Consider the following 16,958-nt stretch of genomic DNA (forward strand, 5'->3'; position numbering starts at 1 on the left):
GTCGAGCCCCACTACGAGGAGGATCTGGGCGGTGCAGCCTCGGACTCGGGAGAGGAGCCGGTGGGAGCGGTCCTGTGGAGGCTCGAGGTGCTCGTGCGTACCGGCACCGACTCACTGCGGCCGTACGCCGAACTGCCCGACCCCTCGGTTGTGGACGACGCGGTACGGGATGTGGTGGACAGGTCGATCCGCTCGTGGCCACCGCTCGGGCGGGCAATCCCGGAGAAGGGCGGCGTGGACCTGCTGATCCCCACCGAACTCGTCGTGGAATTGGTGGACGAGGGGGTCGAGACACTGCGGGGGCGCGGCGTCGAAGTGCTGCTGCCACGCGCATGGACCCGGGTGCGGACCGCGGTGCGGGTCGTGGCCTCGGAGCCGGGGACCGAATCCGTCGACTCGGGTCGCCGACTGGGTCTCGACCAGCTCGCGGACGTCAACTGGGAGATGATCGTCGACGACGAGCCGTTGGACGAGACCGAGGTCCAGATGCTCCTGGACTCGGCGTCCGATCTGGTCAGGCTCCGCGGACAATGGGTCAGGGCCGATCCCGGTGCCCTGCGTCGCGCCGCCCGGTTCCTGGCCGCCCGTAAGGGGACCAAGCTGTCACCTCCGGCCCTGGTGGCGGCACTCATGTCTGAGGAGGCGGAGGGCGTCGAGGTCGAGGCGCCCACGACCCTGGGATGGATCCCGTCGTCGTCGTCGATCGAGGTTGATCTTCCCCCCTGGTTCCGGGCGACGCTCCGGCCCTACCAACTCGAGGGCTTGCGCTGGCTGACGGCGCTGTCCCGCGCCGACACCGGCGCTGTGCTCGCGGACGACATGGGGCTCGGCAAGACCATGCAGGTACTCGCACTGATCGCCTCGGAGGTCGGCAACGGGAGCGGACCCAACCTGGTCGTGGCGCCGCTGACGCTGCTCGCCACGTGGGCCCGGGAAGCGGCGACGTTCGCCCCCGAGCTGACCGTCGCCACCCACCACGGCCCGGACCGGGAACGCGGTGAGGGCGCAGCCGAACGGCTGGCTTCCGCGGACGTGGTCCTCACCTCGTACGGCACCGCGGCCCGGGACGTCGTCCTACTGACAGCGGTGCCGTGGCGACGGCTCGTGGCGGACGAGGCGCAGACGATCAAGAACCCGTCCACGGCGGTGTCGCGGGCGCTCATGGCCATCCCGGCCGATCATCGGATCGCGCTCACCGGCACGCCGGTCGAGAACCGCCTCGACGAGCTGCGCGCTGTGCTGGAGTTCGCCAATCCCGGGGTGCTCGGTTCGGCCAGTACGTTCCGGGCCCGGTTCGCGGTCCCGATCGAATCCCATCGCGACGAGGCGGCGGCATCGCGGCTGCGGGCGCTCGCCGGCCCGTTCGTGCTGCGTCGGCTCAAATCCGACCCGCGGGTCGTCGCCGACCTGCCCGACAAGCAACACATCCGCGTCGACGCCCCACTGACCCGCGAGCAGGCGACCCTCTACCGGGCGGTCGTCGAGGACATGATGGAGCAGGTCAAGGAGTCCGAAGGGGCCTCGCGCAAGGGTGCGATCCTCTCGGGGCTGACCGCGCTCAAGCAGGTCTGCAATCACCCGGCTCACTATCTGGGCGACGGCTCGGCGTTGCTGCGGGGCGGCAGGCACCGGTCCGGCAAGCTCGCCGCGCTCGACGAGGTGCTCACCGAGATCCTGGGAAACGACGAGAAGGTACTGCTGTTCACGCAGTACCGGGCGTTCGGTGACCTCATCTTGCCGATGCTGGAGAGGCGTGCCACCAGCGCGGTGCCGTTCCTGCACGGTGGCGTCACCGCCGCGGGCCGCGCCGAAATGGTCCGGGAGTTCCAGAGCCCTGACGGCCCGTCGGTGATGCTCGCATCGTTGCGCGCCGGCGGAACCGGCCTGACGCTGACGGAGGCCAACCACGTCGTTCACCTGGACAGGTGGTGGAATCCGGCCGTGGAGAATCAGGCCACCGACCGTGTCCACCGCATCGGGCAGACCCGCATCGTGCAGGTCCGCACCCTCGTCGCCCCCGGCACCGTGGAGGACCGGATCGACGAGCTGCTGGATGCCAAGCGGGACCTGGCGGAGTTGACTCTCGGACCGATGGCCGGTGCCCTGACCGAGCTCGACGATGCCGAACTGGCGTCGCTCGTCGCGCTCACCGACGACGGGGTGGAGGAACCGTGAGCGGGGGAGCGGGGATCAGGGCGCGGTCGCGCGTCGGGGTGTTCGGCAGGCACCTGTGGAGCCGGCGATGGTCCGCGGACCTGGAAACAGGGGTCATCGGAGATGACATCCGGCTCGCGCGCCAGGACGTGCGTAAGGAGAAGGTGCTGTCCCTGAACCACTCCGGGCGGACGGTCCGCTTCTACGTCGACGGCAGCCGGCCACGACCCTTCACCGTCGAATTCACCTTCGCGCCCCTGGACTCCACCGACTCGGACTCCCTCCGCGCGGCACTCCGGCAGGAGGAGAACGGCGTGCTCGGTGCGCTGGCCGGCAACTACTCCGACACCATCGGATTCCTGCTCCTTCCCGCCGTCCACGGTGCGACCAGGTACTCGTGCAACTGCCCGGTTCAGCCGGGACCGTGCCGCCACGTGCTCGCCGCGGCGTACATCATGGTCGAGTGGTGGGACGCCTCGCCCGAGGTCCTGTTCGAGTTGCGCGGACTCGGAGCCGACCGACTGGGCGCGATCCTCCGCGGTACCGGGGACACTGCCGGAATGGTGGAGGTGGACGTCGAAGAGAGCCTCTGGGGCACCGAACCTCTCCTACCCACGATTCCCGCGCCCTCCCCGGCCGGCCTCGAGGACCTACTCGACGCGCCGGTGACCAGACGGATGGCGGCCGCGGCGACCAACGACCCCCTCGAGCAACTGCGGGTGGTCGCTGATCTCGAGGACTTTCTCGACGCCTTCGGCAGCTACCGGCCGCGGTGACCTGGGTAGGCGGGAACTGATGTCGGACCTTCGACCTACCATGCGGACATGACCACCCCCCGGGACGGTGACACCGTCAGATTCCTCCATTCGGCCGACTGGCAACTCGGCATGACCCGGCGGTTCCTCGGCGACGAATCACAGGCCGTCTACACCGCGGACCGGCTGGCAGCAGTGGCAGCACTCCGTGAACTGGCGTCGACCCACGAGGCTCAGTTCGTAGTGGTCGCGGGCGATGTGTTCGAGGACAACGCGGTACCCAGATCAGTGGTTCTGCGCGCGGCCGAAACGCTGGCCGCGTTCCCCGTCCCGGTATTACTCCTGCCCGGCAACCACGACCCGCTGGACGTGTCGTCGGTGTTCCGCTCACGCGACTTCGCGTCAGCCGTCGACGGGGGTGCCGTGATGGTCCTCGATGGCTCCGAACCGATCGAGGTGGTTCCCGGCGTCGAGGTGGTCGGGGTGCCCTGGACCTCCAAACGACCGGACCCCTCCAGGCTCCCCGCACTGCTGGATTCGCTCGAGCCAACGAATGCACTTCGAGTGCTGGTGGCCCACGGCGGAACCGATGAGGTCTACGGAGGGCACTCGCCGTCTGTCGAGGCCATCCCCGTCGCCCTGCTCGAGGAGGCGGTGGGCTCGCGTCGGCTGGACTATGTCGCGCTCGGTGACCGACATTCGGTGACCCGCGTGGGCTCAGGGCAGCGCGTGTGGTTCTCCGGCAGTCCCGAGACCACCGACTTCGACGATCGTGAGAAGGACTCCGGACACGCACTGCTGGTGGAACTCGAGCGAGCGCGGCCCGGAGGCGAGCGAGGCGGCTCCACCGTCACCCCGCTGCGCACCGGACGGTGGTCGTTTCTCGCCATCAACGCCCAGATCGACACGGACGAGGACCTGGATGCCCTGGTCAGCCGAGTCGAGGCGATCGAGGACAAGACCCGCACCGTCCTCAAACTGGGCCTGGTGGGAACCGTCGGGGTGGCACTACGGGCCCGGATCGACACGGAGGTGGAACGCTGGTCGGCCCTGTTTGCCTGCGCCTACCTCCGTGAGACGCGGACGCACCTGGTCGTCCGCGCAGACGACGCCGATCTCACCGGTCTCGTCGACGGGTACGCGGGCCGGGCGATGGCGGATCTGGTGGAGATCGCCTCGAGCGGCGGGCCCGATGCGGAGGACGCGGGAAATGCTCTGAGCCTGCTGTACCGACTCGTGGACGGGGGAACACGATGATCCTGCATCGGCTGATGCTTCAGGACTTTCGCGGGGTGACCCGCGAAGAAGTCGAGATCCCGACGCAGGGAGTTCTCGTGGTCGAGGGACCCAACGAGTCGGGCAAGACCAGTCTCATGGACGCACTCGAGATGCTTCTCGAGCACAAGGCCTCGTCGGGCCGCGCGGACATCAAGGCCACCAAGCCGGTCGGGCGGGATGTCCCGGTCGTGGTGGAAGCCGAGTTCACCATCGATGACCTGCGGTTGTGCTACCGCAAGGAGTTTGTGAAAGGCAAGCAGACGTCCCTGCACTTTCCCGGCTCTGCCCGCGAGGCACTGTCCGGGGATGACGCGCACAACTACGTCCGCGACCTACTCGAGAGCAAAGTGGACCGATCGTTGTGGCGTGCGCTGCGGATAGCGCAGGACGAGCCGATCGGACAAGTCAATGCCGCCGAGGGAATGGACTCGCTACGCCGCGCACTCGATGCGGCGGCAGGTGGGGAGGACCCGACAGGGGACGACTCACTGATCGCCCAGGTTACCGAAGAGCGCAACCGCTACCTCACCGCCCAGAAGGGAGGCCCCACCGGCGACCTGGCACGGTCGGAGGCACGACTGGCCGAGGCCCGGGAACTCCTGACCAGGGCAAAGGCCGAGCATGCCGAACTCGATGCTGCGGTTGATGCCCACGCCCAGCAGGCCGCAGTCCATCGATCACACTCCGAAGCGCAGTCTGCGTTGGAGACAGAGGTGACCCGACTGGAGGCGGCTGCTGTGGTGGTGTCTGAGCGTCGACAGGTGGCTTCGGATGCGGACACCCGGGTGGATCGGGCCGCTGCGGAACACGATGCGGCCCTTCGGATGGTCCGAGACCGCGGTGACCTGGTGTCCGAGGTCGAGCGTGAGCGTGACCGCACCAAGGCCGCCCGCAAGGCGGTGGAGGCGGCCGCGGATCGTCTGGGCCCAGCGCAAGAGCGAGCAGATGGTGCGCGCGAATCCCTGGAGGCGGCCGAGGCGGCACTCACGCGAGCCCGTGCATCGCTCGATCGGGCCCGGCTGACGCAGGAGTCCGAGCACCGCCGACGCGAATACCAGCGACTCGACACGCTCATCGACACGGTCGAGGGGATCGGGGACGAGTTGTCCGCCGTCGATGCCCGGTTGACCGAGGTGGCGATCCCCGACGATGCGGTCGAACGCATCCGGTCGGCAGATGAGTCACTACGGGAAGCCGTGGTGCGAAGCACGGCCAGCGCCCCCACAGTCGAGGTGGCCGGTAGCGGTCAGCTCGTCGTGGCAGGCGAATCCCGCGAGGCGGATCCGGCCTGGACCGAGCGCATCGTCGACGACACGGTATTCGAGATCGGTGACATCTCGCTGACCGTCTCGCCGGCCGGTGATACCGACGCCGTCCGGCGGGAGGAAACGTCTGCGCGCAGGCGCCTGGAGACGGTGCTCCGGGAGATCGGCGTGGCAGATCGCGCGGAAGTGGAGGAGCGTGCACGGCTCGTCGACTCACTGCGTGGACAGGTCGAAGCACTTCGCCGGCGCCGCACGGATCTGCTTGCGGGGGAGACCCTCGATGACCTCCGCACCCGCAGGGACGCTTTGCGGAACCTCCTCACCGATGCCGACCCGCAGGAGGAGAACGGTGGGCCGGAAGACGACGCCGGACCGGAAGTGACGACGGATCAGGTCGATGCCCCGGTTGCAGGGTTCGAGTCCCCACCAGAGCTGGCGGATCCGGCGGCGACAGCGGCTGATGCCGAGACGCTGGTCGTCACCTGCCGAGGCGCCGACCGGGCGGCTGCGGCAGAGGCGGAGACCGTCCGAACCGAGCACGCCACTCGCGTGGCGTTGGCTGAGGAGGCCGAGTCGCGGCTTGCCGAGCGAACGACTGTGTTGGAACGAGCCCGTGAGACCGCTTCGGATAGTCAGCTATCGGAGACCGAAGAAGCGGCACGTAAGCGGCTGGACGAGGCCCGGGCTGATGCACACAAGGCCCGTACCGCTCTCGATGACGCGCTCGCAGACGCCCCGCCAGAGGTGCTGGATAATGCTCGTGCGTCCCTGACGGCTCTGCAGAACGAGGAGCGTGAGTCCGCAGCAGCCGTCGCGACAGCACTGGGACGGGTCAATGCGATCGTCGATCAGGGGCGGCTCGGTGACGTCTCCGCGGCCGACCGGGAACTGGACGAGGCGGAACGGGAGAACGCCGCGCTGTGGCGGCGCGCTCGCGCGGCGGATTTGCTGCTCCGCACGCTCACGACGCGCCGATCCGAGGCGCTGCGCGCCTACCAGGAGCCGTTTCATCGAGCAGTGGTCGAACTCGGAAGTCTCGTCTACGGTCGAGATTTCGACGTCCAACTGGGTGAGGACCTCACCATCCGATCGCGCAGAATCGGCGACGTCACGGTCAACTACGACTCGCTGTCGGGTGGTGCCAGGGAGCAACTGGCGGTCATCGTGCGCATCGCGTGCGCCCGATTGGTCGGGACGGGTGGGGTACCCGTGTTTCTGGACGACACGATGGGCTACACCGATCCTGGTCGGCGCCTGACGATGGGGAACGTGATCGCCTCGGCTGCCGGGACTTCCCAAGTGATAGTGCTCACCTGTGATCGTGCGCGATTCGCCGGGGTGGGCGGTGCTCGCACGCATGTCATGCGACGTACAGCAGCCGCTACCGAGTAAGCGACGTTAGCTTGGTCGGGTGTCGGCTGCGATACCGGACGGCGATTGTTCACTCTAAACGTGTTGTAATAGGCAAATGAGCGAAACACGCTGGTTGACGGATCAAGAGCAGCGCATGTGGCGTCGGTACCGCGATGCCAATCAGCTGCTCGACCTTGCGGTCGAGCGCCAACTCCAACGTGATGCTGCGATGTCGCTCTCGGACTACTCCGTGCTCGTGAGCCTGAGCGAGGCAGAGGGTGCAGGGCTGCGTGCCCGCGATCTCGGAGCCGCACTGGGCTGGGACCGTAGTCGCGTCTCCCACCAGGTGCGCCGAATGGAAGGTCGCGGACTGGTGGCGAAGAACGAGTGTGCCGAGGACGGTCGCGGCACGATCGTCACGCTGACCGAGGAGGGGGCGGCGGCAATCGCTTCCGTCGCGCCCAAGCATGTCGAGAAGGTCCGCGAGCTGTTCATCGACGTCGTCAGCGACGACGAGGTCCGTCTGCTCACCGACATCTATGAGCGGATCGTGGCGCGCATCGACGAGATCGACGGCATCACACTTCCCGGCTGAGTTTCGAAAAAGGGCGGCGTGAATTCGCTGCTACCGCGGGAACGGCGAAGGGCCCGGGCGAAACGCCCGGGCCCTTCCTCAATCTGTGTGCCCCCGAAGGGAATCGAACCCCTGACCTTTGGTACCGGAAACCAACGCTCTATCCCCTGAGCTACGAGGGCTGGGATACCGGCCCCACGGGCCGGAGGCTGTTCTCGCGGCGCACCCCGAAGGTGACATCCGTTCGAACAGCGAGACTGATCGTAGCACCGGTATCTGGCAGGGGCCGCATCGGGCGCACCGCGTGGTCGAGTAGGGGCTGACGGTGGTGTCCGATTCCCCCGACCACGTGGCGACACCTAGGATATGAAGACGTGACTCCCGCCGATCTCGCCGCCGTCATCCGTGCCGCCCTCGTCGCCGTTCTGGGCGACCGAGGGATCGACACCTCGGTCGTTCCAGAGGCCGTGACCGTCGAACGACCCCGCAATCCCGAACACGGTGACTACGCGACCAACATCGCACTTCAGCTCGGCAAGAAGGTCGGGGTGGCGCCCCGCGACCTCGCCGGCGAACTCGCCACGGCGTTGGAGCAGGATCCGGGCATCGATATGGCCGAGATCGCCGGGCCGGGATTCCTCAACATCCGTCTTGACTCGGGTGCACAGGGCTCCCTGGTGTCGACGGTGCTCGAGAAGGGCGACGACTACGGCAACGGAGAACTGCTCGCCGGTCGCCGGGTGAACCTCGAGTTCGTCTCGGCCAACCCGACCGGGCCGATCCATCTCGGCGGCACCCGCTGGGCGGCCGTTGGTGACGCCCTCGGCCGCGTGCTGGAGGCCTCCGGGGCAGAGGTCACCCGCGAGTACTACTTCAACGATCACGGCGCGCAGATCGACCGCTTCAGCAGGTCCCTCGCGGCGGCGGCGAAGGGTGCGCCCACACCGGACGACGGGTATGCCGGTGCCTACATCGATGACATCGCAGCTCAGATCGTCGCCGCTCACCCGGGCATCCTGGACATGCCCGAGTCCGAATGTCTGGAGACCTTCCGCTCGGAGGGTGTGGACTTGATGTTCACCCACATCAAGAGCTCGCTCGCTGATTTCGGCACGGTGTTCGACGTCTACACGCATGAGAACTCGATGTTCACGTCCGGGGCGGTCGACCGGGCGATCGAGACCCTCAAGGGCAACGGAAACCTGTACGAGTCCGACGGCGCGTGGTGGCTCAAATCGACCGCGTTCGGCGATGACAAGGACCGGGTCGTCCTCAAATCCGATGGCGATGCGGCATACATCGCGGGCGACATCGCCTACTTCCTGGACAAGCGTGAACGCGGCTTCGACCTGTGCATCTACATGCTGGGAGCGGACCACCACGGCTACATCGCCCGCCTCAAGGCCGCCGCGGCAGCACTCGGGCACGATCCGGCCACCATCGAGGTCCTCATCGGACAGATGGTGAGTTTGGTTCGGGACGGTGTTCCGGTCAAGATGAGCAAGCGGGCCGGAACCGTCATCACGCTGGACGATCTGGTCGACGCGATCGGTGTGGACGCCGCGCGCTACGCCCTCATCCGCTCGTCCGTCGACCAGACGATGGACATCGACCTCGAACTGTGGGCGTCGGCGACCAACGACAACCCGGTGTTCTACGTCCAGTACGCCCACGCGCGGTTGTGCTCGCTCGCCCGTAACGCGGCGGACCTCGGCGTCACCTCCGAAGGTGCGGACCTGTCGCTCCTGGTCGAGGAGCGGGAGGGCGCGCTCATCCGGACCATCGGAGAGTTTCCGCGCGTTGTTGCCAGCGCGGCCGATCTTCGTGAGCCGCACCGCGTGGCGAGGTACCTCGAGGAATTGGCGGCGGCCTATCACCGTTTCTACGACACGTGCCGTGTTCTGCCGATGGGCGACGAGGAGCCGGGACCGCTGCATGCCGCCCGCCTCGCCCTGAGTTCGGCCACCCGACAGACCCTTGCCAACGGACTTCGCCTGATCGGCGTCAACGCACCGGAGAAAATGTGAGCGCTCACCCCGCAGGATCCCGTCACGAGTACCCGCACGCGCCCGCCATCGGTGAACGCCCCGCCACTTCCGACGAACTGATGTCGCTGGCACCGGCCGTGTGGCCCCGCGGTGCCTCCCGGCGCGAGGACGGCGCGGTCGAGTTCGCCGGTGTCGCCGCGTCGGATCTCGCCGCCGAGTACGGCACCCCACTGTTCGTCATCGACGAGGATGATTTCCGCTCCCGCTGCCGGGAGATGGCCGAGGCGTTCGGGGGAGCGGACCGCGTGCACTACGCATCCAAGGCGTTCCTGTGCACCGAGGTCGCCCGCTGGGTAGCCGAGGAGGGACTGAGCCTGGATGTCGCCTCGGGCGGAGAGCTCGCGATCGCGCTACGCGCAGACTTCCCGGCGGAGCGGATCACTGTCCACGGCAACAACAAGTCCGCCGACGAACTCCGGATGGCAGTCCGTGCCGGAGTGGGACACATCGTGCTCGACGCGATGTCGGAGATCGAGCTCCTCGACCGCATCGCGGCCGAGGAGGGTGTGGTCCAGGACGTGTTCATCCGGATCACCGTCGGTGTGGAGGCGCATACCCACGAGTTCATCGCCACCGCCCACGAGGACCAGAAGTTCGGCTTCTCACTGTCCGGGGGCGCGGCGATGGAGGCGGTCCGCGGGGTGTTCGCGGCGCAGAACATCCGCCTGACCGGGCTGCACAGTCACATCGGATCGCAGATCTTCAAGATCGACGGGTTCGAGCTCGCCGCCCGTCGCGTGATCGGGCTCCTGCGCGACATCGTCGACGAGTTCGGGGCCGAGCGCACCAAGCAGCTCGATCACCTCGACCTCGGCGGCGGTCTGGGCATCAGCTACGTCCCCACGGACACGCCGCCGCCGGTGGCCCAACTGGCCAAATCGCTGACCGAGATCGTTAACTCCTTCGCCCGGGAGTCGGATCTGACGCCCCCGATCCTCGTCGTCGAGCCCGGCCGCGCGATCGCCGGCCCGGGCACGGTGACGCTGTACGAAGTCGGTGTGACCAAGGACGTCGAACTCTCCGGTGACGAGAGCCGGCGGTACATCAGCGTCGACGGCGGCATGAGCGACAACATCCGTACCGCCCTGTACGACGCGGAGTATGACGCCCGGCTCGTGGGGCGCACCTCCACCGCGGAGCCCGTGGTTTCGCGACTGGTGGGCAAGCATTGCGAGAGCGGCGACGTCGTGGTCCGCGACCTGTGGATGCCCGAGGACGTCGGCGCCGGCGACCTGGTGGCGGTCGCGGCCACCGGCGCGTACTGCTACTCCATGTCGAGTAGGTACAACCTCATCGGGCGCCCCGCCGTGGTGGCGGTTCGCGACGGACAGTCCCGACTGGTGCTGCGCCGTGAGACCCTGGACGATCTGACGAGCTTGGAGGTGGGACAGTGAGCGACGCAACCGCGTCAGGCGTGCGACCCGTAGGAGTGGCGGTGCTCGGAATGGGCACTGTCGGCAGCGAGGTCATCCGCTTCATGGCCGACAACGCGGATTCGCTGGCCGCCCGAATCGGCGCGCCACTAGAGCTGCGCGGGGTCGCTGTCCGCGATCTGACCAAGGACCGCGGGCTCGACCCGGAGCTGCTCACCGCAGATCCGGCATCACTGGTGTCCAGGGATGACGTCGACGTCGTCGTCGAACTCATGGGCGGCATCGACGTGCCACGGCCCCTCCTCCTGGAGGCGCTACGCAACGGCAAGTCCGTCGTCACCGCCAACAAGGCGCTCCTCGCGGAGTACACCGACGAGTTGGCCGAGGCTGTCGACTCCACCGGCACCGACCTGTACTTCGAGGCCGCGGTGGCCGGCGCGATCCCCGTGATCGGCCCCCTGCGGCGGTCCATGGCCGGTGACCAGGTCGAGCGTGTCGTCGGCATCGTCAACGGCACCACCAACTACATCTTGTCCGAGATGGGCTCCACCGGCGCAGACTACTCGGAGACGCTCGCCGAGGCCTCTCGACTGGGTTACGCCGAGGCGGACCCCACGGCGGACGTGGAGGGGTACGACGCGGCGGCCAAGGCGGCGATCCTCGCGTCGATCGCGTTCCACTCCCGGGTGACCGCGGGCGACGTCTACCGCGAGGGGATCTCCCGGATCTCCCCGGACGACTTCGAGTCCGCGCGCGACATGGACTGCACCATCAAGCTGCTGGCCATTTGCGAGAAGCTGCGCCGAGCCGACGGAACCGAGGCGGTGTCCGCGCGCGTCTACCCCGCGCTGCTGCCCAACTCCCATCCGCTGGCCGCGGTCAACGGGGCGTTCAACGCCGTCGTGGTCGAGGCCGAGGCGGCCGGCCGGCTCATGTTCTACGGCCAGGGCGCCGGCGGTGCTCCGACCGCGTCCGCCGTGCTCGGTGACATGGTCGCGGCAGCCCGCAACAAGGTGGGCGCCGGCCGCGCCCCCGGCGAGTCCACGTACGCCGCCCTCCCGGTGGCGTCGATGGACGAGATCCTCACCCGCTACCACGTGCGCATGCGCGTGGCGGACAAGCCCGGCGTGCTCGCGTTGGTCGCTGCGGAGTTCTCCAACCACGGGGTCTCGATCGCCCAGGTCCGCCAGACCGAGGTCGAGATCCCCGAGGCCGAGGTCGAGGACATCGAGCCCAGTGCCGAACTCACCGTCCTGACCCACCGCGCCTCCGAGCGCGCACTCGCCGACACGGTGGCCGCGCTGTCGGATCAGGACGCCGTCACCGACATCACCAGCGTCATCCGTCTCGAGGGAGTCGACACCGAATGAGCAGCACCTACAAGCCCGTGCACAGCCGCTGGCCCGGCCTGATCGAGGCCTACCGGGACCGTCTCCCGATCGGGGAGAACTGGGAGCCGGTGACCCTGTACGAGGGTGGCACGCCGCTCATCCGGGCAACGCATCTGTCGGCGGTCACCGGCTGCGAGGTCTACCTCAAGGTCGAGGGCCTCAACCCGACCGGGTCGTTCAAGGACCGCGGCATGACGATGGCCGTCACCGACGCCAAGGCCCGCGGACAGCGCGCCGTGCTGTGCGCCTCCACCGGAAACACCTCGGCTTCGGCCGCCGCCTACGCGACGCGTGCCGGCATGGAGTGCGCGGTGCTCATCCCGCAGGGCAAGATCGCCGCGGGCAAGCTCGCCCAGGCCGTGATGATGGGTGCGACGATCATCCAGGTCGACGGCAACTTCGACGACTGTCTGGAGCTGGCACGCAAGACCACCTCGACCTACGAGGAGATCGGCCTGGTCAACTCGGTCAACCCGGTCCGCATCGAGGGGCAGAAAACCGCGGCGTTCGAGGTCGTCGACGTCCTCGGCAAGGCGCCCGACCTGCACTTCCTTCCCGTCGGCAACGCGGGCAACATCACCGCGTACTGGCGCGGCTACACCGAGTACCACGCGGACGGAATCATCAGCAGCCGGCCGCGGATGATGGGCGTCCAGGCCGCGGGTGCGGCTCCGCTCGTCGACGGTGCGCCGGTCAAGGACCCCGAGACCATCGCCACCGCGATCCGGATCGGCGCCCCGGCGTCGTGGGACGGCGCGGTGGCCGCCAAGGAGGAGTCGGGCGGCACGTTCCGCAAGCGCACCGACGAGCAGATCCTCGAGGCCTACCGCACGGTCGCGGGCAAGGACGGCGTCTACGTCGAGCCCGCATCTGCCGCATCGGTCGCAGGACTCCTCGACGCCCACGCGAACGGCGAGCTCGAGGCGGGCCAGACGATCGTGTGCACGGTCACCGGCAACGGTCTCAAGGACCCGGACACCGCGCTGCTGGGCATGCCCGAGGTCGAGCCGGTTCCGGTCGATCCGACGGCGGTCGCCGGCGCCCTCGGTCTGGAATGAGCGGGGTGACCGGTTCCGGGCCGGAGGTTTTCGGCAGCTCGGGCGGGAGGATCCTCCCGGTCGGCAAGTCCGTCACCGTCGAGGTGCCGGCGTCGAGCGCGAACCTCGGCCCCGGATTCGACGCGCTCGGCGTCGCGCTCGGGTTGTACGACTCGATCACCGTCACCATCATCGAGTCGGGGCTGGAGCTCGAGGTCACTGGCGAGGGCGCCGGTGAGGTGCCGGAGGATGCCTCTCACCTGGTCGCGAAGGCCGTCGAGGCGGGGCTGCGTGCAGGCGGCGTCGGCGCCCCGGGAGTGCGCATCGCCTGCCACAACGCGATCCCTCACTCCCGGGGGCTGGGGTCGTCGGCCTCCGCCGCGGTCGGGGGACTGGTCGCGGCCAACGGCCTGATGGACTCCGTGCTGACCACCGATCACCTGGTGCAGCTCTCCAGCGAGTTCGAGGGACACCCCGACAATGCCGCGGCCAGCGTGCTCGGCGGTGTCGTGGTGTCGTGGACCGAACGCTCGGCCACCGGCGTGACGTACCGCGCCGTCCGGATGGACGTCGACCCGTCAATCGTCGCGACGGTTCTCGTGCCGTCGGAGACGTCGTCCACCGCCCAGACCCGCGGTCTGCTGCCGGCGTCGGTTCCGCACGAGGACGCGGCGTTCAACGCCAGCCGTGCCGCATTGATGTCGGTGGCCCTCGGGTCCCGGCCGGAGTTCCTTCCCGCGGCCACCGAGGACCGGCTCCACCAGTCGTATCGCGCGCCCGCGCTGAAGGCGACCACACGCTGGATCACGCGGCTGCGTGAGCGGGGGCTCGCCGCGACTGTGTCGGGAGCGGGGCCCACCGTGCTCGTTCTGGGCACCTCGCGACTGCCGGATGATCTGCGTGACCTGGCCGAATCGGAGGGCTGGCGCGCGCTCGATCTGCAGATCGCGGACGGCGCGCAGGTGGTGTCCACCGACTGAGGTCGCACCTCCGGTTCGGCGCCGGTCCTACCGCGCCGATCCGGGCGCGATTCTCGTCACGGAGTATTCGCCGGCGGCGTACCGCGCCCGGATGGCGACCTTGTCGTATTTACCGACGGTCGTCAGCGGGATGTCGTCGACAAAGGCCCAGCGGTCCGGTCGTTTCCACATCTCGAGCACCCCGTCGAGCCCTTCCCAGAGCGAGCGCGCGGTCGCGACGGCCCCGGGTTTGAGAAGAACCAGGACCATCGGTCGGCTACCCCAGCGGTCGTCGGGCACTCCGATCACGGCGGCATCGGCCACCCGGTCATCGCGGACCACGGCGTGTTCGAGTTCGATGCTGGAGATCAGCTCGCCGCCGGAGGCGATGATGTCGTCGGCCCGGTCCACCACATCGAGGTAGCCCCTGGGCGTGATGCTGGCCATGTCGCCGGTGCGCAGCCACCCGTCGACGAACCGCTCCGGGGAGTCGTCGCCGAGATAGCGCGCCGTCACCCAGGGGCCCCGGAGTTGGAGTTCGCCCACGGACCATCCGTCGTTCGGCTGGACACGGTCGCCGTCGACGACGCGGGCCCGGACCCCGGCGGGGAAGCGGCCCTGCCCGAGAATCTGCGCGCGTCGGTGAGTTGCCGAGGAGTGCGGATCGGGCCGGGCGAACGCGGCGATCGGGCTGGTCTCGGTGAGGCCGTACGCCTGGATCAGCGTGACGCCGTGTCGCTCCACGAAGGCGTCGAACAGCGCTTCCGGCACTCCGGATCCGCCCACGAGGATCTCGCTCAGGTGCGACAGCGACTGCGGATGCGCCTCGAGTTGACCGAGGAGCTGCTGGAGTGCGGCGGGGGTGGTCATGAGTTTGTTGGGGCGGAAGGTGCCGAGCAGTTTGGCGAGGTCCGCGCCGGTGTGGAGCCCTTCGCCGGGACGCGGGCGGGCGGTGACGAGCCCGGCGCCGGACATGAACGCGGCGTACGGCAGCCCCCAGGACATGACGTGGTGCATGGGCACCGTGGACAGGATGGTGTCACCGCTGCGGAGGGCGGCGCTCTCGGCCATGCACATCTGCATGGAGTGGAGCCAGATGGACCGGTGCGTGTAGGCGACGCCCTTGGAGTTACCGGAGGTGCCGGAGGTGTAGGCGATCGCCGCCGCGGTCCGTTCGTCCAGTTCGGGCCACGGGTAGGTGGTGGGCCGGCCGTCTAGAAGCGCCTCGAGGGCGTGGACCTCGACGTGGGTGTCGGCGTGGCCGGTGGGGACGTGGGTGTCGACGACGACGACGTGGCGCAGGCTCGGAAGGTCCGCGGTCAGCTCAAGGACCGAGGAGAAAACCTCTGGATCGACGAGGGCAATCGTGACGTCATTGTCTCGAAGGGCAGAGGTTTTGAAGTCGTCGGATCGGAGGATGTTCACCGGCATCGCCACCGCACCCATGGCGGGGATCGCGAACACCGCCTCGACGTACTCGGTGCGGCTCTCCGACAGGATGGCCACCACGTCGCCGTGGCCTACTCCCAGTTCCGCCAGGGCGTGCGCGGTGGCCGCAGCGCGGGCCGCGATCACATCGAACCTGGTGGGACGGGGTTCGAGCCGGCTGTCGAATCCGGTGATGGTGGTGGCGCCGTGGCGCTCCGCGCCGTGCTCGAGGATCCGGGACACGAGCAGCGGGGTGTCCAACATCGTTCCGTACACGTGTCACCTCCTGCGGATCGGACTGGCCTCGACGGCGTGTCGGTGCCGTCTCGACGGTTTCTCGATGTGCTGTACGTTACCGCCAGTGACCGCCGGGCCGTTCGCCGTGGTGGCGACGCGCGGAGGTCAACGTGTACGTCGCCGCGTGCAGGTAGTATGCTTATCAGCAGCCACGGACGCCCGGTCTTTTCCGCGTTGTCGAGGGCTTCGCACACATCACGCGCCGGTGACCGGACTTCGTTGATGAGTGCTTGTCCCGGCGGGAACGGTCGATCGGCGAGTTGGCACTCAGGGATCCTCGCCGGCGGGCGGTTTGTCCCCACATGGATCCCCCTCAGACGAACACTTCCGTACACGGCATTGACGCTACGTGCGGAAGGGGCCTACGTGGCCACCCCGGACGCCTCCTCGGCGATCCCGGACACCTGCTCGATGCGAGGCGGTCCATCACCTCCTCGGTCCCGAGCCCAGAAAGGATCCCCGTGACCTCGACGGAAACCACATCCACCCCGCCGCAGGGCGTATCGCTGTCCGCGATGCGTCTTGCCGATCTGAAGGCACTCGGCCAGCAGATGGGCCTCAAGGGCCTGTCGGGCAAGCGCAAGGGCGAGCTCGTCGAGATGATCGAGGGTGCTCGCCCGGGTGGCGCGGCCACGAGCCGCCCCAAGGCAGCGGAGTCGCGGCCGGCCTCGTCGGCGCCGTCGACCACCGAGCCGCATCAATCCGACCGTGCGCCCGAGTCGTCCAGCACGGACGACGGCGACCGAAGCGGGCAGCGCCAGGGCCGTGACCAGGCCTCCGGTCGTCGCCGGGCCGTTCGCGACGAGGCGCCGGCGCAGGACGGCCAGGACCAGAACCGCCAGGAGCAGGAACAGTCCCGCGACCGGTCCGGCGAGCGGTCCAGCGACCAGTCTCGCGACGACAATGCTCAGCAGAGCTCGGTCAACCAGGGCTCGGACGATCAGGGCGGCCGCGGCCGGGGTCAACAGAACCGCGACCAGCAGAGCCGAGACCAGCAGAGCCGGGACCAGCAGAACGGCGATCAGCAGGATTCGGGCAACCAGGGC

Annotated in this window: 12 protein-coding genes and 1 tRNA gene; 11 read left to right on the forward strand and 2 right to left on the reverse strand. The window is 68.6% G+C overall.

Going from position 1 to position 16,958, the window contains the following annotated elements:
• The 5 genes from G6016_RS06985 to G6016_RS07005 form a co-directional block, all read left to right on the forward strand.
• Positions 1-2,175 (forward strand): DEAD/DEAH box helicase (locus tag G6016_RS06985; RefSeq protein WP_182631951.1); only part of this gene is annotated, 2,175 nt, incomplete at its 5' end.
• Positions 2,172-2,930 (forward strand): SWIM zinc finger family protein, encoded by a 759-nt coding sequence (locus G6016_RS06990; protein ID WP_182631952.1) that lies wholly within the window; start codon positions 2,172-2,174, stop codon positions 2,928-2,930. The genes G6016_RS06985 and G6016_RS06990, both read left to right, overlap by 4 nt.
• 48 nt (positions 2,931-2,978) lie before the next feature.
• Positions 2,979-4,166, forward strand: a complete 1,188-nt coding sequence (locus tag G6016_RS06995; protein ID WP_182631953.1) for a metallophosphoesterase family protein — start codon at positions 2,979-2,981, stop codon at positions 4,164-4,166.
• A gap of 14 nt (positions 4,167-4,180) precedes the next feature.
• The gene (locus tag G6016_RS07000; RefSeq protein WP_241729898.1) at positions 4,181-6,844 is read left to right on the forward strand and encodes an AAA family ATPase; all 2,664 of its coding nucleotides are present in this window, start codon (positions 4,181-4,183) and stop codon (positions 6,842-6,844) included.
• Between the two features lie 76 nt (positions 6,845-6,920).
• On the forward strand, positions 6,921-7,400 hold the full coding sequence (locus tag G6016_RS07005; RefSeq protein ID WP_241729888.1) for a MarR family winged helix-turn-helix transcriptional regulator: 480 nt from the start codon (positions 6,921-6,923) through the stop codon (positions 7,398-7,400).
• A gap of 88 nt (positions 7,401-7,488) precedes the next feature.
• Here the strand turns inward: G6016_RS07005 and G6016_RS07010 are convergent.
• A tRNA-Arg gene (locus tag G6016_RS07010) sits at positions 7,489-7,561 on the reverse strand.
• 192 nt (positions 7,562-7,753) lie between these two features.
• Here G6016_RS07010 and argS point away from each other — a divergent pair.
• Genes argS through thrB form a run of 5 tightly spaced genes read left to right on the forward strand, consistent with a single transcriptional unit; the run spans position 7,754 to position 14,208 of the window.
• Positions 7,754-9,406 (forward strand): arginine--tRNA ligase, encoded by a 1,653-nt coding sequence (gene argS / locus G6016_RS07015; RefSeq protein ID WP_182631955.1) that lies wholly within the window; start codon positions 7,754-7,756, stop codon positions 9,404-9,406.
• Positions 9,403-10,821, forward strand: coding sequence for a diaminopimelate decarboxylase (gene lysA / locus G6016_RS07020; protein ID WP_182631956.1), 1,419 nt, complete (start codon positions 9,403-9,405; stop codon positions 10,819-10,821). Before argS ends, lysA begins: the two co-directional genes overlap by 4 nt.
• Positions 10,818-12,170, forward strand: coding sequence for a homoserine dehydrogenase (locus G6016_RS07025; protein ID WP_182631957.1), 1,353 nt, complete (start codon positions 10,818-10,820; stop codon positions 12,168-12,170). The genes lysA and G6016_RS07025 overlap by 4 nt, the downstream gene beginning before the upstream one ends.
• The gene (gene thrC, locus G6016_RS07030; RefSeq protein WP_182631958.1) at positions 12,167-13,249 is read left to right on the forward strand and encodes a threonine synthase; all 1,083 of its coding nucleotides are present in this window, start codon (positions 12,167-12,169) and stop codon (positions 13,247-13,249) included. The genes G6016_RS07025 and thrC overlap by 4 nt, the downstream gene beginning before the upstream one ends.
• Positions 13,246-14,208, forward strand: coding sequence for a homoserine kinase (thrB, locus tag G6016_RS07035; RefSeq protein WP_182631959.1), 963 nt, complete (start codon positions 13,246-13,248; stop codon positions 14,206-14,208). The genes thrC and thrB overlap by 4 nt, the downstream gene beginning before the upstream one ends.
• 27 nt (positions 14,209-14,235) lie before the next feature.
• Here thrB and G6016_RS07040 read toward each other — a convergent pair whose 3' ends face one another.
• Positions 14,236-15,891, reverse strand: coding sequence for a long-chain-fatty-acid--CoA ligase (locus G6016_RS07040; RefSeq protein ID WP_182631960.1), 1,656 nt, complete (start codon positions 15,889-15,891; stop codon positions 14,236-14,238).
• A 482-nt stretch (positions 15,892-16,373) separates the two neighbouring features.
• Between G6016_RS07040 and G6016_RS07045 the strand changes: the two genes are divergently transcribed.
• On the forward strand, positions 16,374-16,958 hold a 585-nt coding region (locus tag G6016_RS07045; RefSeq protein ID WP_182631961.1), incomplete at its 3' end, for a Rho termination factor N-terminal domain-containing protein.

This window comes from Dietzia aerolata (assembly GCF_014144865.1).
GTDB classification, from domain to species: domain Bacteria; phylum Actinomycetota; class Actinomycetes; order Mycobacteriales; family Mycobacteriaceae; genus Dietzia; species Dietzia aerolata.